An 18,723-nucleotide genomic window follows, 5' to 3' on the forward strand; every position below is an offset into this window, starting at 1 on the left:
CGGCTACAGCAGCCGGAAGGCCGCGATCGCCACCAGCGTGGGGCCCAGCGCAGCCAGCAGCAGCCAGCCGGCATTGATCGCACCATCGGTGAAGCCGCCGCGCAGGATGGCGAAGCCGGCCGGGTTGGGCGCGTTGGCGATCACCGTCAGGCCGCCGCCGGTCACCGCGCCGGCCACCAGCGAGAGCTTGAACTCCTCGCTCAAACCCTCCACCAGCGAGCCCAGGTAGGTGAGCGCCGCGTTGTCCGTCACCGCGGTGAGCAGCGTGGCGCCGTAGTACACCGCGCTCGGGCTCATGGAGGTGAGCACCGGCTGCAGCCACCACTGCTGCTGGCCGCCCAGCACCACCAGGCCAGCCAGGAAGAAGGCCACCAGCAGCGCTTCGCGCAGGATCAGCGGATCGTGGTGGCGCGGATAGGCGGCGCTGTAGCCGATGAAGAACAGCAGCAGCCCGAGGAACACCGCCGGATGGTGCGAGAACGCCACCACGCCCGCCAGGAACAGCGCGCACACCACCATGGCCGAGGCCGGCACCGGCTGCCGGGCATCGGTGCCGCCGTCGCTGCCCTGGGCCAAGATCTGGCGGCCGAACAGCAGGGTGACCACGGCGGCATTGACGGTGACGGCGATGGCCGAGCGCCAGCCGAAGTGAGTGAGCATGTAGACCATGTCCCAGTTCCACTTGGCGGCCACCATCAGCACCGGCGGCGCCGCGAACGAGGTGAGCGTGCCACCGATGGACACGTTGACGAACAGAACGCCGATGGTGGCGTACTTGACCCGCTGCGACACCGGCGCGGTGAAGATGCGGTCGCGCAGCATCATCGCGGCCAGCGTCATCGCCGCCGGCTCGGTGATGAAGGAGCCCAGCAGCGGCAGCACCGACAGCGCCAGAAAGTAGATGGCCAGCCGCCGCGGCAGCGGCAGCAGCCGCGCGAGGCCGCGCACGCCCGCCATCGACAGCTGCAGGATGGGCCGGCTGCCGGCCACCACCATGATGGCGAAGACGAACAGCGGCTCGGTGAAATTGCGGCTGTCCACATACTCGGTGGCGAAGGCCTTGCCCTGCGTGGCGAACATGAACAGCACCAGCACCAGCGCCCAGAAGCCGAACACCACCTCCACCTCGCCCAGCAGGTGCAGGCTGCCCTCATGCCGTGGGTAGCGGTGCGCGAGGCGCTGGAACAGGGTGGTGGAGAAGGTATGGACGAGCGCGATGAGAAAGAGCCCGGCGCCGACGAGCTGAACGGTGGTGGGAGACGTCATGCGGGCATTTTGCTTCGCCGCCTCAGGCCTTCACGTCAGGCCTTCACGAAGCGCACGATCATCTCGACGATGGCCTCGCGCCGTGCCGCGGTGGCGGCCGCGTCGTCGAAGTCGATCTTGAAGATGAGGCCAAAGGTGTGGCGGTTGGCCACGTTGAAGAAGCACGGCGCGGCGATGGCCATGTGCAGCGACACGGGGTCGATGCCGGGGCGGAACACGCCCTCGCGCACGCCGCGGTCGTAGATCTCGCCCACCGCGTCGATGGCGGGCACGTTGAGCTGCTGGATGGTCTTGCTCTGCGCCAGGAACTCGCCGCGGTGGATGTTCTCGTTCATCACCAGGCGGATGAAGTCGGGGTTCTCGGCCTGGTAGTCGAAGGTGAAGGCCACCAGCTTGCGCAGCGCGGCCTCGGGCGCCAGATCCTGCAGATGCAGCCCCGCCTCGATGCGGCGGATGCGGCTGTAGGCCGCCTCCAGCACGGCCAGGTACAGGCCTTCCTTGCTGCCGAAGTAGTAATAGATCATGCGCTTGCTGGTGCGCATGGCTTCGGCGATGTCGTCGATGCGGGCCCCCGCCAGCCCCTTCTCCGAGAACTCGTGGGTGGCCACCTCGATGATGTCCGCCATCGTGCGGTCGGGGTCGTTGGTGCGCGGCGCGCCGGCGGTGGCGGCGGCCTTCTTCCGGGACGCCGCGGTGCCCCGGCGCGCGGAATGTACCGTTTCGTTCATTCAGCGAGCGTAACCGAAGCCCGCCGCGGACGCAGTGCTCAGGCGGCCAAGGCAGCCGGCGGCAGCCCCTGCCGGTCGCGCTCGACCATGCGCTCGTACAGCGCCTCCAGGTCGCGGGCGAAACGCTCGCCGCTGAAAAGGTCGAAGCTGTCCCGGCCTTCTATCAGGTGCTGGCGGATAGCCTGCAAGGCCTCGCGGTCGCGCATCAGCGCGATGGCGGTCTGCTCATACTGCTGCAGCGTGGTGCAGGCCAGCTCGGGCAGACCCACGCTGTGCAGCAGGCTGCCGGCCACGCGGGAGGCAAAGCTGTCGCCCATCAGGGTCAGCACCGGCACCCCCATCCACAGCGCATCGCTGGCGGTGGTGTGGGCGTTGCAGGGCCAGTTGTCCAGCATGAAGTCGACCAGCGGCAAACGGGCCAGGTGCTCGTCGTTGCCCACCCGCGGCGCAAATCGGATGCGGTCCTTGCCCAGGCCGCGGGCCTCGGCCTCGCGCTCGATATTCTTCATCGCCTGGTGGTTGTCGGCCAGCATCCACAGCATGCTCTCGGGCACCGCGTGCAGGATGCGCGCCCAGGCGTCGAAGGTCTCGGGCGTGAGCTTGAAGCTCTGGTTGAAGTTGCCCAGAATGATCTTGTCTTCCGGCAGGCCCCATTGCAGGCGCCGGTGCGGCTCGGGCCGCTGGCGCCGGCTGTCGTTGGGCTGGTAGCAGCCGGGCAACTGGGCGATGTGCTCGCTGTAGTGGGCCGCATGCGCCAACGGCGTCACCTGCGGGTCGCCGATGATGTAGTCCATGTAGTCGGCGCCGCAGGTGCCCGGAAAGCCCAGCCAGGCCACCTGGATGGGCGCGGGCCGGTAGGCGAACACGCCCAGCCGGTTCTCGAAGGTCTGGCCCTTCAGGTCCACCAGAATGTCGATCTCGTCGTCATGGATGCGCTGGGCCATTTCGGCCGCCGACATCGCGTTCATGTCCACGAAGCGCTCACAGGCGCTGCGGATGCGGTGCTGCACCTGGGAGTTGTCGTCACGGCTGTGCGAATAGAGCGTGACCTCGAAGCGCTCGGTGTCGCGCTTTTCCAGCGCTTCCACCATCAGCAGCGTGGTGGCGTGGCTGTAGAAGTCGGACGACACATAGCCGATGCGGATGCGGCGGCTGCCCGGCGCCGGCATGGGCCGGCGCGGCAACGGCTTGGCACCGACGGCGCAGCGCACCGCCACCTGGCGCGCCGCCTTCAAGAACAGCGGCGGCGGCACGTCCAGCGCGGTCAGCGCCCACACCGCCCCTTCGCCCTTGGTGCTGAAGGGATCGATCTCGATCTCGGACAGGGTCTTGACCAGCTGGTCCTTGTCCTGCTGGTACTGCCGCCAGGCACAGGCGTACTGCCGCAGGTGCAGCACCATCACCTGGGCGGCGAAGCGCCCGGGCTCCAGCGTCACCGCAGTCAGGAAGCTCTCGGCCGCCTCCTCGAACAGCTTCATTTCCTTGAGCGACAGGCCCAGCTTCATGTGGATGGCCGGGTCGCGCACGCACAGCACCATCGCTTCCAGGTAGATGGGCACCGCCTCCTCGTGGCGGCGCAGCTCGGCCAGCGTGGTGGCGTGGTTGCTGACGAACTGGTAGTGCTGCCGCGCCTCGCCCGTGGCATGGGCCTCGAACAGCGGCAGCGCCTCGGCAAAGCGGTTCTGGCGCATGAACGCGGTGGTGAGCTGGTGCACCACCTTCAGGTTGTCGGGCTCCAGCGCATAGGCGCGCTGCGCCGCCTCGGCCATGCCGGGGATGTCGCCCAGGTGGTGGCGGGCGGCGCCCAGCGCCAGCCACTGCTCCACACCGAAGCGCGGATGCTGCGTCATGCGGGCCAGCGTGGACTCGGCGCGCTGCCAGTTCTCCAGCGTATCGGCGCCGGCCGGCACGGCGGAAGCCGGCACCGGGCGGGCGGGAGGGGCGGTGCGGCGGCGGGCGTGGCGAGCAAGCATGGCGTCGGATCCATCTCTTCTATATGAGCCGTCAAGACTACCGACCCCCCGCAAATGGGTTACCACAAACAGCGACGTGCTTGCAGGCTATTTACAACTCTTCTTCACGCCGGGGCTTAAGTCCGAGGAAACGGGGTCCGATAAGGCTTCCATCAGCGCTTGACAAGGTGCTGAGAGACCCGAAAGACCTCTCGGGCAGTCGCCAAACACAAGGAAGGCGCGGCACGGGAGGGATTGGCGGGCACCGCCTGGCCTTCGGCAGGTGTCCAGCAGACCACTGCTGGATATCGGCAGGCAGCCGGCACGGCTGATGGAGGTCTCCTCCGCCAGACGAGGCAAATCCGGCGCCAGCGCCGGGATCTCATCATCATTAGGAGTGTGTCCCCATGGCCATGACCATCAACACCAACGTCACTTCCCTGACGGCGCAACGCAACCTGAACGCGTCGCAGAGCAGCCTCACCACCTCGATGCAGCGCCTCTCCTCGGGCGTTCGCGTCAACAGCGCCAAGGACGATGCGGCCGGTCTGGCCATCGCCGAGCGCATGAATGCCCAGACCCGCGGCCTGAGCGTGGCCGCCCGCAATGCCAACGACGGCATCTCGCTGGCGCAGACCGCTGAAGGCGCGCTGGGCAAGGTGGGCGACATGCTGCAACGCATGCGTGAACTGGCGGTGCAGTCGGCCAACGCCACCAACAGCGACACAGACCGCTCGGCCCTGCAGGCCGAAGTCGTGCAGCTGCGCGATGAAATCGACCGCGTCGCCAAGAACACCAGCTTCAACGGCAAGAAGCTGCTGGACGGCTCCTTCGCCGCCGGCAACTTCCAGGTCGGCGCCAACTCGGGCCAGGTCATCTCGATCGCCGCGATCACCAATTCGTCGGCCAGCGGCCTGTCGAGCGTGGTCTACGGCTCGGCCAGCTCGACCAACATCTCCACCGGCGCGCTGACCACGCTGACCGAGATCACCAACGGCTCGCTGGCCGTGCAGGTGAGCGGCGTGTCCTTCTCGCTGGGCAACCTGTCGACCGCCCGCACCGCGGAAGAACGCCTGGGCCAGGTGGTGGAAGCCATCAACCGCCTGACCTCGGACACCGGCCTGACCGCCTTCCTGAAGAAGGAAACGGACAACAGCTACACGATGGACTTCCGCTCGGACAAGCTCGACTCGTCGGGCGCCGCGGTGGCCATCAGCCTGACCGGCTTCTCCGCCGCCACCACCGGCGTGTCCACGGCCAGCATCACCGCCGGCAGCGGCACCTCCATCGCCGGCATCGACAAGCTGTCGATCAGCACGTCGAAGGATGCCTGGCTGGCGATGAAGCAGATCGACGATGCCCTGACCCAGATCAACGGCGCCCGCGCCGGCCTGGGTGCGGTGCAAAGCCGGTTCGAGAACGCGGTCTCCAACATCCAGACGCAGGCCGAGAACACCTCGGCGGCCCGCGGCCGCATCGTGGACGCCGACTTCGCGGCGGAAACCGCCAACCTGTCGAAGGCGCAGATCCTGCAGCAGGCCGGCACCGCGATGGTGGCCCAAGCCAACCAGCTGCCCCAGCAGGTGCTGCAGCTGCTGGGCTGATCGCCCGCAGTCTGGCGGCCCGCCTCTGGGGCCGCCGCCCTCACCTTCCAACGCCCCGCAGGCCTCGCGCCGCGGGGCGTTTCCGTTGGAAACTGGGGTCCGTTTGCGTTGCTCTTCGCGGCTTCGTCCCTCTTGCGGCGATTGAACAATGGGCACGTCCCACGGTGATCGCGGCCCTCTCAAGCCGGCATCCATCCATGGGCCGCCTTACTGGAGAGCCTGATGCCGCAGACCATCAACACCAACATCGCTTCGCTGAATGCCCAGCGGAATCTGAACGCTTCGCAAAGCAGCCTGCAGACGTCGATGCAACGGCTGTCGTCGGGCGTGCGGGTCAACAGCGCCAAGGACGATGCCGCCGGCCTGGCCATCGCCGAGCGCATGAACACCCAGGTGCGCGGCCTCGGCGTGGCAGCCCGCAATGCCAACGACGGCATCTCGCTGGCGCAGACGGCCGAAGGCGCGCTGGGCAAGATCGGCGACATGCTGCAACGCATGCGTGAGCTGGCGGTGCAGTCGTCCAACGCCACCAACAGCTCGCAAGACCGCGACGCGCTGCAGGCCGAGGTGTCGCAGCTGCGCGATGAAATCGACCGCGTGGCCAAGCAGACCGGCTTCAACGGCACCAAGCTGCTGGACGGCAGCTTCTCGGCGGCCACCTTCCAGGTGGGCGCCAACTCGGGTGAGGTGATCACGGTCGCCGCGCTGACCAATGCCTCGGCCACCGGCCTGTCCAAGGTGGTGTACGGCTCCACCAGCCAGGTGGGCGTATCGGCAGGCGGCATCACCTCGCTGGCGGCGGTGACCGACGGATCGCTGGCGGTGACGGTCAGCGGCGTGTCTTTCTCGCTGGCCAACCTGGCCACCGCCCGCACCGGCGAAGAGCGCCTGGGCCAGGTGGTGGAAGCCATCAACCGCCTGACCTCGGACACCGGCCTCACCGCCTTCCTGAAGCAGAGCTCGCCCGGCATCTTCGACGTCGAGCTGCGCTCGGACAAGCTGGACACCGCCGGCAGCAGCGTCGCCATCTCGCTGACCGGCTTCTCCGCCGCCGTCACCGGCATCTCCACCGCCAGCATTGCCGCCGGCAACAGCACGTCCATGGCCGGCATCGACGCGCTGACCATCGCCACGCCCGAAGATGCCTGGCTGGCGATGAAGCAGATCGACGACGCACTGGTGCAGATCAACGGCGCCCGCGCCACGCTGGGTGCGGTGCAAAGCCGCTTCGAAAGCGCGGTGGCCAACATCATGACCCAGGGCGAAAACACCTCGGCCGCACGCGGCCGGATCATGGACGCCGACTTCGCGGCCGAAACCGCCAACCTGTCTCGCGCCCAGATCCTGCAGCAGGCCGGCACCGCGATGGTGGCCCAGGCCAACCAGCTGCCGCAGCAGGTGCTGCAGCTGCTGCAGGGTTGACGAAGCCTTACATCCCCGCGTTCAAGTCCGGGCGGGGATGACCGAATTACGAAAGGCCGGCCACAGCGCCGGCCGCGTGCCATGGCGGGCACGCTTTAAACAGGGAAACACACCATGGCATCGGTCACCTCACTTGGCATCGGCAGCGGTCTGAACGTCGAGGACATCATCACCAGCCTGATGAAGGTCGAGAACAGGCCGGTCGAATCCCTGCAGACCAAGGCGGCCGGCATCAATGCCAAGATCTCAGCCTTCGGCGCGCTCACCTCGGCGATGTCGTCTTTCCAGTCCGCGGCCGTCACGCTGGCAGGCATCGGCACCTGGAATGCGATGAACGGCAGCAGCAGCAACAGCAGCGCCGTCTCAGCCACCACCAGCACCGGCGCCAGCGCTGGCAACTACGCGGTGGAAGTGCAGGCGCTGGCCACCGCGCAGTCCATCTCGAGCAAGTCGTACACCTCGGCCACCTCGTCGGTGGGCAGCGGCACGCTCAAGATCGACATCGGCAACTGGAACAGCGACAACACCACCTTCACCGCCAACAGCAGCAACAAAACGCTGAGCGTGGAGGTGACCGCCGCCGACACGCTGACCACGCTGCGCGACAAGATCAATGCACTGGGCTCGGGCGTCAATGCCTCCATCCTCAACGACGCGAGCGGTGCGCGGCTGGTGATCAACTCGCGTGACACCGGCACGGACAATGGATTTCGCATCACCGCCACCGATGGCGACGGCACCAACACCGACAACACCGGCTTGTCCGCTCTCGCCTACGACCCACCCAACGCCACATCGGCCACCACGCTGCGCCAGTCGGGCAGCAACGCGCAGGCCACCATCAACGGCCTGCCGGTGAGCTCGGCCAGCAACACGCTGAGCAATGTGGTGGAGGGCGTGACGCTGACGCTGGGCGCCAAGACCACCAGCGCGGTGAGCGTGAGCATCAGTGCCGACACCGACAAGATCAAGAAGGCGCTGACCACCTTCACCGAGGCCTACAACAGCCTGGCCACGCTGCTGTCGACCCAGACCAAGTACGACGCGGACTCCCAGACGGCCGGCGCGCTGCAGGGGGACAGCACCGCGGTGTCGCTGCAGCGCCAGTTGCGCAACCTGGTGGGCGCCAGCACGCCTGCCTCGTCGGTGTACCAAACCTTGTCGTCGGTGGGCGTGACGCTCCAGGCCGATGGCACCCTGGCGGTGGACAACACCAAGTTCGACACCGCGCTCAAGTCCAACATGGGCGAGGTGCGCAAGCTGTTCACCGCCACCGACCTGACGAACAGCAGCCGCAGCGGCATCGGCACCCAGTTGCGCAAGTTCAGCGACTCGGTGCTGAGCGTGCAAGGCGCGCTGACCAGCCGCACTGAAAGCTTGAATCAGAGCCTGAGCCGCAACGACACCGAGACCAGCAAGGCCGAAGCCCGGGTGGCCGACGTCGAGAAGCGGCTGCGCGCGCAGTACGCGGCGCTGGACACCAAGATGTCCAGCCTGACAGCGTTGAACACCTACATCACCAACCAGATCGAAGCCTGGAACAAGGCCTGACGGGCAGCCTGGCAAAGATTGAAAGTAGGCGCTTATTCCCCCCGCCCACATGTTCAAGTCACCCGACGCGGGCGCCGATAACAGCTCATCGCAGCAGCCAACGTCCACCAGCATCATGTACGCCCCGCACGCCGCTTCGCCCTTCGGTCACGCCCACTCCTTCGCCAACATGTACCGCACCGTCGGTGTGAACACGAGCGTGGAATCGGCCGACCCGCACCGACTGGTGGCCATGCTGTTCGACGGTTTCATGGATGCCGTGGCCCAGGCGCGTGGCGCGCTGCAGGCCGGCGACATCGAACGCAAGGGCCGCGAGATCGTCCGGGCCGCACGCATCATCGAAGAGGGGCTGAAGGCGGGCCTGAACCTCGAGGCCGGCGGCGATCTGGCGGCCGACCTGAACGACTTGTATGCCTACGTCACGCTGCGGCTGACGCAGGCGAACCTGCGCAACGACGACCAGGCGCTTCAAGAATGCCGCCGCCTGATCGAGCCTCTGCGTGACGCCTGGGCGTCGATCGCACCGCAGGCCACCACCGCGGCTTCGACGGCCCGATGACTCTCCATACCTGCGATCGGCGGCACGCCGCACTCACCATGAACGACAAGCTGCTCGCCTACTACGAAGCCATCGAGCGGGCCAGCGCCGACATGCTCGAAGCGGCGCGGGCGGGCAACTGGGACCAGGTGCTCAAGCTCGAAGGCGCCTGCGTGCTGCTGATCTCCCAGCTCAAGCATGCGGCCCGCAGCGAGAAGCTGCCCCCTGAATCGATGCAGCTCAAGACCCGCATCATGCAGCGCATCCTGGTCAACGACGCCGAGATCCGTGTGCTGGCCGAACCCTGGATCGAAGATCTCGACCACCTGATGTCGGGCCAGTCGCAGACCTTGCATTGAAGGCTGAGCCCGCCATGTCGTCCGCCTTCTCGTCCGATACCCAGCCCGCGCCGCTCGACGCCCTCAGCGGCGACGACCGCGACAACTTCCGTGTCGGATCGCCCGAGGAAGTGGCCGCGCTGCTGCGCGAGCTGATGGACGAAGGTGCCACCGTGCACCTGAGCGCACCCGACGGCAGTGCCTACACCACCACCGTGTGGACGGTGGACACCGCCGCCGGCAAGATCAGCTTCAGCGCCACCGCCACCGACCCGCAGCTGCAGGCCCTGGTGGATGCCGGCGAGGCCACGGTGGTGGGCTACCTGGACAACGTGAAGCTGCAGTTCGACCTGCAGCAACTGCTGCTGGTGCACGGCCACCGCGCCTGCGCACTGCAAGCGCTGATGCCCACCGAGCTGTTCCGCTTCCAGCGCCGCAACAGCTACCGGGTGCGTCCGGTGGCCCGCAACACGCCTGCCGCCTACCTGCGCCATCCCAGCCTGCCCGACATGCAGCTGTCGCTGCGGGTGCTGGACGTCAGCCTGACCGGCTGCGCCATCTTCCTGCCGGACGACGTGCCGCCGCTGCCCCCCGGCGTGCGGCTGCAGGGCACGCGCATCGAGCTCGATGCGCACACGCGTTTCGACGCCACGCTGCAACTGCACCACGTCACCTCGCTCAACCCGCAAAGCGGCGGCCTGCGACTGGGCTGCTCCCTCAGCGGCCTGAACGGCGAGGCCCAGCGCGCGCTGCAGCGCTACATCGATCAGACGCAGAAACGGCGGCGCCTGCTCGCGCTCGACTGAGGCTGCGCCCACCGCCATGCGCTCCCGCGGCTTCACCCTCGTTGAGCTGCTGCTGGTGGTCGGCATCGTGGCCCTGCTCGCGGCCGTGGGCATGCCCTCCTACGCCGACCTGAGCGCCCGCCAGCGGCTGGCCGCTGCCTCCGAACAACTGGCGGCCGAGCTGCAGCAGGCGCGCTTCGACGCGGTGCAGGGCGGCCGCGACATGCATGTGAGCCTGCGTGGCGGCCCGCAGTGGTGCTATGCCATCAGCCTGGCTCCGGACTGCGACTGCCAGCAGCCTGCGGCAGCCACCCCGGCCGCCTGCGCCCTGCGCCGTGGCGATGCCCAGGCGCACCCCGACGTGCAGCTGACCACCGAACGGACACATGCCGTCTTCGATGCCCGGATGGGCCGTGCCGCGCCCGGCGTGGTGGCCCGGCTGAGCGTGGGCGAGCGCAGCGCCGAGGTGCAGCTGACCCCTTCCGGCCGCGCCCGCGCCTGCGGACGGGGCGCCGACCTGCCCGGCCTGCCCCGCTGCTAGACGCCTGCGCAGCAGGCCTAGGACGCCCCGGTGACCCGGCGGCGTGCTACAACCCGGGGTTGTCAAGCCGTCCCTGCCCGCCACCGGGCCCTACCCCCATGACTGCGCTGCAGATCTACTACGTCGAAGACAACGAGGAGTTGCGCGAAACGATCGGGCTGCTGCTCGAAGCCGACGACCGCATCGTCACCTCGTTCGCCACCGCCGAAGCCGCCCTGGCCGCCTTCGAGCAGCAACCCTGCGACGTCGTCATCACCGACGTGAGCCTGCCCACCATGTCCGGCGTGGACCTGGCCCGCGCGGTGCTCACGCAGCGGCCCGGCACCTGGGTGGTGCTGTCTTCCGGCTACGCCCTCACCCGCGGGCTGGAGACCCTGGGCGACACCGTCCGTTCGCTGCCCAAGCCCTTCGAGGTGGAAGAGATGGACTCGCTGCTGGCCGAGATCGGCGCGGCGGTGGCGGCCAAAAAAGGCTGAACCGCCTGCGCCGCGTCTGGCGCAGTCTCTCAGGGCTTGCCCACGGTCACCCAGCGCCACTCCAGCCAGTTGTCGGCGCGGTGCACCACCTCCACGCCGGGGCGGGCCGCCCACGGAATCATCTGCCAGTGCAGCGGGATGTGCCGCACCTGCTCGTTGTGGCGCAGGAAGGTCTGGCGGATCAGCTGACGGCGCTTGGCCGGGTCCTGCTCCTTGCTGGAGGCCGCGGCCAGCGCGTCCAGCTCGTCGTCCTTGTAGTTGCCCCGGTTGTATTCGCCCACGCCCTTGGCGCCGCGGTTGCGGTAGATGGGCGTGAAAGTAGTCTCCGGGTCGGTGATCGAACCACCCCAGCCAAACAGGTACATCGAGGTGTCGAGCTTCTCCACCTTGTTGAAGAACAGCGACTTGGTCTGCGCGTTCACCCGCACCTTGACGCCGATCCGCGCCCACTGCGAAGCCAGCGTGATCGCAATGCGCTCGTCGTTGATGTAGCGGTCGTTGGGCGTGTCGAAGGTGATCTCGAAGCCGTCGGGGTAACCGGCCTCGGCCATCAGCTTCTTGGCCAGCTCCACGTCGTAGGGCAGGCGGCGCTGCACGTCGGGGTCGCCCAGCGTGCCCAGCGGTGAGGTGACCAGCGCGCCGCTGGGCACGGCCTGGCCGTTCATCAGCTTGGTCTTGATCGTCTCGATGTCGATGGCGTGGTACAGCGCCTTGCGCACCCGCAGGTCCTTCAGCGGGTTCTTGCCCTTGACGCTGCTGTACAGCAGCTCGTCGCGGCCCTGGTCCATGCCGATGAAGATGATGCGGTTCTCGGGCCCGTCGATGATCTTCACGCCCGGCGTGCGGCGCAGTCGCTCCACGTCGGTAGGGGGCGGGTCGAGCATGAAGTCCAGCTCGCCCGAGATCAGCGCCGCGGTGCGGGTGGCGCCGCTACCGATGGGCGTGAACACCACGTCCTGCACGTTGCCTTCGATGCGGCCCCAGTAGTTGGGGTTGCGCTTGTAGACCGTCTTCACGCCCGGGGCACGGCTGACGAGCATGAAGGGCCCGGTGCCGTTGGCATTGCGGGCGGCGTAATGCTCTTCCTTGGCGGCAAAGTTCTGCGTGACGGTGGCGTTGTTCTGCTCCGCCCAGCCCTTGCTCATCATGTAGACCGTGTTGAGCTTCTGCAGGAAGATGGGCTCGAACTGCGGCGTGGTGAACTCCACCGTCAGGTCGTCGATCTTGCGCACCGTGCCCAGCGCGTTGGCATACACCGCGATCTGCGAGGTGGGCTGCTTGGCCCGCTCCACCGAGAACACCACGTCGTCGGCGGTGAAGGGCCGGCCGTCATGGAACTTGACGTTGGGCCGCAGCTTGAAGACCCACTTCATCGGGCCGTCCTGCTTCCATTCGGTGGCCAGCTGCGGAACGATCTCCAGCTGCTTGTCGCGTGCCACCAGGAACTCATACACCTGGCCGTTGATGCTGTTGGTCAGCAGCTCGTTTTGCGCATAAGGGTCCAGCGTCAGCGGGTCACCGGCAGCTGCCCAGCGCAGCGTCTGCGCGTGCACCGGCGACAGCAAGGCCCAGGTCAGGCCTGCCGCGGCCACGAACAGCGCCGGGCCGCGCCGGCGAAAGGGACTCAGCGACATCGTCAAGCTCCTTGAGGTGGAAGGCGCCTGCAGTCTAGGGCCGAGCGGGCCTCAACGCTTCGGTTGCGGCGAGCTGCGCAGGCGGCCGAACTGACGGCTGAGTTCATGCAGGGCGCGTGCATGCTCGGGCCGCACCTGGTTCCAGTCGAAGCGCCAGGTCCAGGAGCCGTCGCCGACCCCCGGCACGTTCATGCGCGCCTCGGCCCCCAGCCCCAGCACGTCCTGCATCGGGAAGATGGCAGTGTCGGCCACCGAGGCGGCCGCGGCGCGCAGCATCGCGGGCAGGATGTGGGCGTCGTCGGTGGCCAGATAGCTGCGTGCGTGGTGGCGCTCACCGTCGCTGGCGGCCTGCCACCAGCCCAGCGTGGTGTTGTTGTCGTGGGTGCCGGTGTACACCACGCTGTCGGCCGTGTGGTTGTGCGGCAGGTAGGTGTTGTCGCTGGGCCCGCCGAAGGCGAACTGCAGGATCAGCATGCCCGGAAACTTGAAGCGCTGGCGCAGGGCCACCACATCGGGTGTGATCACGCCCAGGTCCTCGGCCACGATGGGCAGCGGGCCCAGCGCGGCGGCAACGGCCTCGAACAGCGCGCCCCCCGGGCCCGGCTTCCACTGGCCCTTGATGGCGGTGGGCTCATCGGCCGGAATCTCCCAGTAGCCGGCAAAGCCGCGGAAGTGGTCGATGCGCACCAGGTCGGTCATCTCGAAGATGCGGCGGATGCGCTCGGTCCACCAGGCGTAGCCCTCGGCTGCATGGGCACTCCAGCGGTACAGCGGGTTGCCCCAGCGCTGGCCGGTCTCGCTGAAGAAGTCGGGCGGCACACCGGCCACCACGGTGGGCCGACCCTGCGCATCCAGCTCGAACAGCTCCTGCCGCGCCCACACCTCGGCGCTCTGGTGGGCGATGAAGATGGGCGCGTCGCCCATGATCTGCACGCCGCGCTCGTTGGCATAAACACGCAGCGCCTTCCACTGGCGGAAGAAGCTCCACTGGCAGAACTCGTAGAAGGCGATGCGCTCGGCGTGGCGTTCACGCGCCTGTGCCAGTGCCTCGGCCTCCCGGCGCGCCAGCGGTGCCGGCCATTCGGTCCAGTCGATGAAGCCGTGGTGTTCCCACAGCGCCATGAAGAGCGCGTAGTCGGGCAGCCAGCTGGCCTGCTCGGTTCGGAACTTCGCCAGCGCCGCGGCATGCACGCCGGGAGCGGCAGCGAAGTGGCGTGCTGCGCGGGCCAGGCGCGACATGCGGTACGGCACCAGCGCCTCGAAGTCGATGCGGCGCGGATCGAACGGCGTGTCCGGCGTCAGGTCGGCTTCCGTCAGCCAGCCAAGCTGGCGCAGCTCGTCCAGGTCGATCAGCAGCAGGTTGCCGGCGAAGGCGCTGCTGCTCATGTAGGGCGAGTTGCCCGGGCCGATGCCCCCCAGCGGCAGGATCTGCCAGATCGACTGGCCGGCATCGTGCAGCCAGTCGACGAAGTGCCGGGCCGCGGGCCCCAGGTCGCCGCTGCCGTGCGGGCCGGGCAGCGAGGTGGGGTGGAGAAGAACACCGGAGAGTCGGGGAAGGCGCATCTTGGAGCGGTGGACAGCAGGTTGAAGGGGCGGCGCAGGGACCGGCGAGGCCGCTCAGGCGCTGGCCAGCAGCACCAGGCTGCGGCCAGGCACCGTGACCCACGCACCGGCCGGCACGGTGGTCGCCGGGGCAGGCTGCGTGCCCGGCTGCGCGGCGGTGTCCAGCAGCAGCTGCCAGGCGGCCTGCGTGGTGCCCGGCTCGGGCAGCAGAAAGCCGGTGTCCTCGGCCTGCGCGTTGACCAGCAGCAGCAGCGGGCCAGCGGCCCGGCCCGGGCTGCCGATGAAGGCGCCCAGCGTGCGGGCCTCGGCGTCGTGCCACTGCGCGGCGCCCAGCGGCCGGCCATCGGGCCCGAACCAGGCCAGGTCGGGCAGGCCCTCGGCGTCCGGGAAGCCGCTGTACCAGCGTTCGCCCAGCGGCAGCAACTCGCGCCGCAGGCGGATGAGCCGCGCGGTGAAGTCGATCAGCGGCTCGTCGGCCGACGCCCAGTCGATCCAGGTGGTGGCGTTGTCCTGGCAGTAGGGGTTGTTGTTGCCGTCCTGCGTGTGGCCCAGCTCGTCGCCCGCCGCGATCATCGGCGTGCCCTGGCTCAGCAGCACGGTGGCCAGCAGCGCGCGCGCCAGGCGGGCGCGGGTGGTTTGCACGGCCGCGTCGTTGGTCTCGCCTTCGTGGCCGCAGTTCCAGCCCAGGTTGTGGCCGTGGCCGTCGCGGTTGTCTTCGCCGTTGGCCTGGTTGCGCCGCTGCTCGTAGGTGAGCAGATCGCGCAGCGTGAAGCCGTCGTGCGAGACCACGTAGTTCACGCCCTCGCCCGGCGCCCTGCCCCGCTGGTGGAACAGCTCGGCCGAGCCGGCCAGGCGCCGCGCGAAATCGCCGCGGTGCGCCGGATGGCCCAGCCAGAAGGCGCGCATGGTGTCGCGGAACTTGTCGTTCCACTCCAGCCAGCCGGCCGGAAACTGGCCCAGCTGGTAGCCGCCGGGCCCGATGTCCCAGGGTTCAGCAATCAGCTTCACGCCCTGCAGCAACGGGTCCTGCCGCAGCGCCATGAAGAAGGCGCCATCGCGGTCGAAGCCCTGATGGCCTCGGCCCAGCACCGGCGCCAGGTCGAAGCGGAAGCCGTCGACGTGCATCTCGCCCACCCAGTAGCGCAGGCTGTCCAGCACCAGCTGCAGCACGCGCGGCTGGCGGATGTCCAGTGTGTTGCCGCAGCCGGTGTCGTTCTCGTAGAGCGCCCGGCTTTCGTGCCGCAGGCGGTACCAGCCGGCGTTGTCCAGGCCGCGGAAGCTCAGCGTGGGGCCGTGCTCGTCGGTCTCGGCGCTGTGGTTGAACACCACGTCCAGGATGACCTCGATGCCTGCGGCATGCAGGCGCTGCACCATCTGCCGGAACTCGCGCCGCGCGTCCGCGCCGGCCGCATAGCTGGGCTCGGGCGCAAAAAAGCCGATGGTGTTGTAGCCCCAGTAGTTGGACAGGCCCATCGCCACCAGCCGCTCTTCGTCGATGTGCTGGTGCACCGGCAGCAGGCTGACGGCGGTGATGCCCAACCGCTTGAAGTGGGCGATGGCCGCGTCGCTGGCCAGACCGGCGTAAGTGCCGCGCAGCGCCTCCGGCACGCCGGGGTGCTGGCGGGTGAAGCCCTTGACGTGCAGTTCGTACAGCACGGTGTCGGCCAGCGGCGTGCGCAGCGGCTGGTCGCCGGCCCACTCGAAGCCTTCGGCGGCCGGCACCACGCGGGCCTTGAGTGCATGCTCGGCGTTGTCGCGCGGGTCGGCGCCGGTGTGCTCGGGCCGCCATTCATGGCGGCCGACGATCTCGCGGGCCCAGGGGTCGAGCAGCAGCTTGCGTTCGTTGAAGCGATGGCCCGCCGCCGGCTGCCACGGCCCGTGCGCGCGAAAGCCGTACACCAGCCCCGGCGCCGCGCCCGGCAGCCAGCCGTGCCACACGTCGCCGCTGCGGGCGGGCAGCGGCAGCCGGGCCAGTTCGGTGCGGCCAGTCTCGTCGAACAGGCAGAGCGTCATCGCCTCGGCATGGGCCGAAGCCACCGCGAAGTTGACGCCGTCTGCATCGGCGGTGGCGCCCATCGGCCAGGGGCGGCCGGGTTGCAGGGCAGCGAAGGAGGTGTCGGTCATCAAGCAGACAGCTTCAGGAAGACGGTGGCCAGCGGCGGCAGCGTGAGCTGCACCGAATGCTCCCGGCCATGCCAGGGCACCGGCTCCGCGGTGGCGGCGCCCAACGGCGTGCCGACGTTGCTGCCACCATAGGCCGCGGCATCGGTGTTGAGCACCTCGCGGTATTCGCCCGGCGCCGGCACGCCCAGGCGCCAGCCGTGGTGCACCGTGGGGGTGAAGTTGCACACCACGACGATGAAGTCGCCATTGGCGTCGCGGCGCACGAAGCTCAGCACCGAATGCTCGGCGTCGTGGTGGTCCAGCCACTCGAAGCCGTCGCCGGTGAAGTCGCGCTGGTGCAGCGCGGGCGTGGTGGCATACAGGCGGTTGAGGTCGCGCACCAGGCTTTGCACGCCGCGGTGCAGCGGGTCGTCCAGCAGGTGCCAGTCGAGGCTGGCTTCATGGTTCCACTCGCGCTGCTGGCCGAACTCGCAGCCCATGAACAGCAGCTTCTTGCCCGGGTGGCCGAACATGAAGCCGTAGTACGAGCGCAGGTTGGCGAACTGCTGCCAACGGTCGCCGGGCATGCGCGCCAGGATGGAGCCCTTGCCGTGCACCACCTCGTCGTGCGAGAGCGGCAGCACGAAGTTCTCGTTGAAGGCGTACACCAGGCTGAAGGTCACCTCGCCATGGTGGTACTTGCGGTACAGCGGATCACGGCCGAAGTAGTGCAGCGTGTCGTGCATCCAGCCCATGTTCCACTTGTAGTGAAAGCCCAGGCCGCCGGCGTACACCGGCCGCGACACCGCCGGGAAGGCCGTGGATTCTTCGGCGATGGTGATGCCCTGCGGGCGTTCCACGCCCACCACCTCGTTCAGCCGCTTGAGGAAGCTGATGGCTTCCAGGTTCTCGCGGCCGCCGAACTCGTTGGGCACCCATTCGCCGTGCTTGCGGCTGTAGTCGCGGTACAGCATCGAGGCCACCGCATCCACGCGCAGGCCGTCGACGTTGTGGCGCTCCAGCCAGTACAAGGCATTGCCCACCAGGAAGTTGCGCACCTCGGCGCGGCCGAAGTTGTAGATCAGCGTGTTCCAGTCCTGGTGGTAGCCCTCGCGTGGGTCGGCATGCTCGTACAGATGCGTGCCGTCGAACTGCGCCAGGCCGTGCGCGTCGCTGGGAAAGTGCGCCGGCACCCAGTCGACGATGATGCCCAGGCCCATGGCATGGGCACGCGCCACGAAGCGGTCAAAGCCGCCCGGGCCTTCGCCCGGCGCATCGAAGCGCGCCGTGGGCGCATACAGGCCCACCGGCTGGTAGCCCCAGGAGCCGTCGAACGGATGCTCGCTGATGGGCAGCAGCTCCAGGTGGGTGAAGCCCATGTCCTGCGCATACGGCAGCAGCTGCTCGGCCAGCTCGTCCCAGGTGAGCCAGCGGTTGCCTTCTTCGGGCCGGCGCTTCCACGAGCCCAGGTGCACCTCGTAGATGCTGACCGGCGCATCCAGCGCATTGGCCAGCTTGCGCGGGGCCGCGGGCGCCTGCAGCGGCGGCATCGGCGCCACCACGCTGGCGGTGGCCGGCCGCAGCTCGGCCGAACGCGCGTAGGGGTCGGCCTTTTGCGGCAGCAGGTGGCCGTCGCGGCTCAGCAGCTCGAACTTGTAGCGTGCGCCAGGCCCCACGCCGGGCAGGAACAGCTCCCACACGCCGCATTCGGCGCGCAGCCGCATCGGGTGTGCGGCGCCGTTCCAGTGGTTGAAGTCGCCCACCACGCTCACGCGCATCGCATTCGGCGCCCACACCGCGAAGGCGGTGCCTGCCACGCCCAGCACGGTGCGCGGCACCGCGCCCAGCACCTCGAACGGGCGCAGGTGGGTGCCTTCGGCCAGCAGCCAGACATCCGTCTGGCCCAGCAGCAGCGGGAAGCGATACGGGTCGTCGACGACCGACTGCGCACCGCCATGCCACTGCACCTGCAGCCGGTAGTCGGCCGACAGGCTGGCGAACTGGCCCTGGAAAAAGCCTTCGGCCGCCAGCGGCGCCAGCACGCCGGCCGGCTGGCCGCTGGCCATGTCGATCACGCCGACGGCCTGGGCGCCAGGCAGCCACACCCGCAGCCACACCCGCGGCTGCGGGCCGCTGGTGTCTTCATGGCGGCCGAGGACGGCGAAAGGGTCTCCGTGGCGGCCACTGCGCAGCCGCTCGATGTCGTTATCGGTGAACATGGT

General features: G+C 68.6%; 15 protein-coding genes. 8 read left to right on the top strand and 7 right to left on the bottom strand.

Annotated features, from left to right (window positions below):
- Positions 1–3 precede the first annotated feature (3 nt).
- The 3 genes from MW290_RS05355 to MW290_RS05365 are packed head-to-tail and all read right to left on the bottom strand — an operon-like array spanning position 4 to position 3,967.
- Positions 4–1,266: a putative Na+/H+ antiporter gene (locus MW290_RS05355; protein WP_250196233.1), complete on the bottom strand. Its 1,263-nt coding sequence runs from the start codon at positions 1,264–1,266 to the stop codon at positions 4–6.
- 35 nt (positions 1,267–1,301) lie between these two features.
- The gene (locus MW290_RS05360; RefSeq protein ID WP_250196234.1) at positions 1,302–1,994 is read right to left on the bottom strand and encodes a TetR/AcrR family transcriptional regulator; all 693 of its coding nucleotides are present in this window, start codon (positions 1,992–1,994) and stop codon (positions 1,302–1,304) included.
- Positions 1,995–2,032: 38 nt separating this feature from the next.
- Entirely contained in the window at positions 2,033–3,967 is a 1,935-nt protein-coding gene (locus MW290_RS05365) for an O-linked N-acetylglucosamine transferase, SPINDLY family protein (RefSeq protein WP_250196235.1), read from the bottom strand.
- Positions 3,968–4,353: 386 nt separating this feature from the next.
- On the opposite strand from MW290_RS05365, the gene MW290_RS05370 reads away from it, so the two are divergent.
- The 8 genes from MW290_RS05370 (at position 4,354) to MW290_RS05405 (ending at position 11,201) form a co-directional block, all read left to right on the top strand.
- On the top strand, positions 4,354–5,550 hold the full coding sequence (locus MW290_RS05370) for a flagellin N-terminal helical domain-containing protein (RefSeq protein ID WP_250196236.1): 1,197 nt from the start codon (positions 4,354–4,356) through the stop codon (positions 5,548–5,550).
- A gap of 222 nt (positions 5,551–5,772) precedes the next feature.
- Complete coding sequence (locus MW290_RS05375; protein WP_250196237.1) at positions 5,773–6,972, top strand: flagellin N-terminal helical domain-containing protein; 1,200 nt, start codon at positions 5,773–5,775, stop codon at positions 6,970–6,972.
- Positions 6,973–7,086: 114 nt separating this feature from the next.
- Positions 7,087–8,523, top strand: a complete 1,437-nt coding sequence (gene fliD, locus MW290_RS05380) for a flagellar filament capping protein FliD (RefSeq protein ID WP_250196238.1) — start codon at positions 7,087–7,089, stop codon at positions 8,521–8,523.
- A 49-nt stretch (positions 8,524–8,572) separates the two neighbouring features.
- Positions 8,573–9,082 (top strand): flagellar export chaperone FliS, encoded by a 510-nt coding sequence (fliS, locus tag MW290_RS05385; RefSeq protein ID WP_310740102.1) that lies wholly within the window; start codon positions 8,573–8,575, stop codon positions 9,080–9,082.
- A 38-nt stretch (positions 9,083–9,120) separates the two neighbouring features.
- Complete coding sequence (locus tag MW290_RS05390) at positions 9,121–9,420, top strand: flagellar protein FliT (RefSeq protein ID WP_250196239.1); 300 nt, start codon at positions 9,121–9,123, stop codon at positions 9,418–9,420.
- A 14-nt stretch (positions 9,421–9,434) separates the two neighbouring features.
- The gene (locus MW290_RS05395) at positions 9,435–10,205 is read left to right on the top strand and encodes a flagellar brake protein (protein ID WP_250196240.1); all 771 of its coding nucleotides are present in this window, start codon (positions 9,435–9,437) and stop codon (positions 10,203–10,205) included.
- A gap of 16 nt (positions 10,206–10,221) precedes the next feature.
- Positions 10,222–10,725, top strand: a complete 504-nt coding sequence (locus MW290_RS05400; protein ID WP_250196241.1) for a GspH/FimT family pseudopilin — start codon at positions 10,222–10,224, stop codon at positions 10,723–10,725.
- A 98-nt stretch (positions 10,726–10,823) separates the two neighbouring features.
- Complete coding sequence (locus MW290_RS05405; RefSeq protein ID WP_310740103.1) at positions 10,824–11,201, top strand: response regulator; 378 nt, start codon at positions 10,824–10,826, stop codon at positions 11,199–11,201.
- A gap of 29 nt (positions 11,202–11,230) precedes the next feature.
- Here MW290_RS05405 and MW290_RS05410 read toward each other — a convergent pair whose 3' ends face one another.
- Genes MW290_RS05410 through glgB form a run of 4 tightly spaced genes read right to left on the bottom strand, consistent with a single transcriptional unit; the run spans position 11,231 to position 18,720 of the window.
- Positions 11,231–12,835 carry an ABC transporter substrate-binding protein gene (locus MW290_RS05410; protein WP_250196242.1) on the bottom strand — a complete coding sequence of 535 codons (1,605 nt, stop codon included), beginning with the start codon at positions 12,833–12,835 and terminating at the stop codon, positions 11,231–11,233.
- A gap of 51 nt (positions 12,836–12,886) precedes the next feature.
- Positions 12,887–14,398, bottom strand: coding sequence for a 4-alpha-glucanotransferase (malQ, locus tag MW290_RS05415; RefSeq protein WP_250196243.1), 1,512 nt, complete (start codon positions 14,396–14,398; stop codon positions 12,887–12,889).
- 54 nt (positions 14,399–14,452) lie between these two features.
- Entirely contained in the window at positions 14,453–16,522 is a 2,070-nt protein-coding gene (gene glgX / locus MW290_RS05420; RefSeq protein ID WP_250196244.1) for a glycogen debranching protein GlgX, read from the bottom strand.
- The gene (gene glgB, locus MW290_RS05425; protein ID WP_250196245.1) at positions 16,522–18,720 is read right to left on the bottom strand and encodes a 1,4-alpha-glucan branching protein GlgB; all 2,199 of its coding nucleotides are present in this window, start codon (positions 18,718–18,720) and stop codon (positions 16,522–16,524) included. The genes glgX and glgB overlap by 1 nt, the downstream gene beginning before the upstream one ends.
- Between the last annotated feature and the right edge of the window lie 3 nt (positions 18,721–18,723).

Origin of the sequence: Aquincola tertiaricarbonis (genome assembly GCF_023573145.1) — a bacterium.
GTDB classification, from domain to species: domain Bacteria; phylum Pseudomonadota; class Gammaproteobacteria; order Burkholderiales; family Burkholderiaceae_C; genus Aquincola; species Aquincola tertiaricarbonis_B.

Bases quoted from the DNA above. Each gene is read 5' to 3' on its own strand.
- MW290_RS05375 (WP_250196237.1), top strand. From the start codon at position 5,773: ATGCCGCAGACCATCAACACCAACATCGCTTCGCTGAATGCCCAGCGG.
- fliD (WP_250196238.1), top strand. From the start codon at position 7,087: ATGGCATCGGTCACCTCACTTGGCATCGGCAGCGGTCTGAACGTCGAG.
- MW290_RS05355 (WP_250196233.1), bottom strand. From the start codon at position 1,266: ATGACGTCTCCCACCACCGTTCAGCTCGTCGGCGCCGGGCTCTTTCTC.
- MW290_RS05400 (WP_250196241.1), top strand. From the start codon at position 10,222: ATGCGCTCCCGCGGCTTCACCCTCGTTGAGCTGCTGCTGGTGGTCGGC.
- glgX (WP_250196244.1), bottom strand. From the start codon at position 16,522: ATGACCGACACCTCCTTCGCTGCCCTGCAACCCGGCCGCCCCTGGCCG.
- MW290_RS05410 (WP_250196242.1), bottom strand. From the start codon at position 12,835: ATGTCGCTGAGTCCCTTTCGCCGGCGCGGCCCGGCGCTGTTCGTGGCC.
- MW290_RS05390 (WP_250196239.1), top strand. From the start codon at position 9,121: ATGAACGACAAGCTGCTCGCCTACTACGAAGCCATCGAGCGGGCCAGC.
- malQ (WP_250196243.1), bottom strand. From the start codon at position 14,398: ATGCGCCTTCCCCGACTCTCCGGTGTTCTTCTCCACCCCACCTCGCTG.
- MW290_RS05405 (WP_310740103.1), top strand. From the start codon at position 10,824: ATGACTGCGCTGCAGATCTACTACGTCGAAGACAACGAGGAGTTGCGC.
- MW290_RS05395 (WP_250196240.1), top strand. From the start codon at position 9,435: ATGTCGTCCGCCTTCTCGTCCGATACCCAGCCCGCGCCGCTCGACGCC.
- MW290_RS05360 (WP_250196234.1), bottom strand. From the start codon at position 1,994: ATGAACGAAACGGTACATTCCGCGCGCCGGGGCACCGCGGCGTCCCGG.
- MW290_RS05365 (WP_250196235.1), bottom strand. From the start codon at position 3,967: ATGCTTGCTCGCCACGCCCGCCGCCGCACCGCCCCTCCCGCCCGCCCG.
- fliS (WP_310740102.1), top strand. From the start codon at position 8,573: ATGTTCAAGTCACCCGACGCGGGCGCCGATAACAGCTCATCGCAGCAG.
- MW290_RS05370 (WP_250196236.1), top strand. From the start codon at position 4,354: ATGGCCATGACCATCAACACCAACGTCACTTCCCTGACGGCGCAACGC.
- glgB (WP_250196245.1), bottom strand. From the start codon at position 18,720: ATGTTCACCGATAACGACATCGAGCGGCTGCGCAGTGGCCGCCACGGA.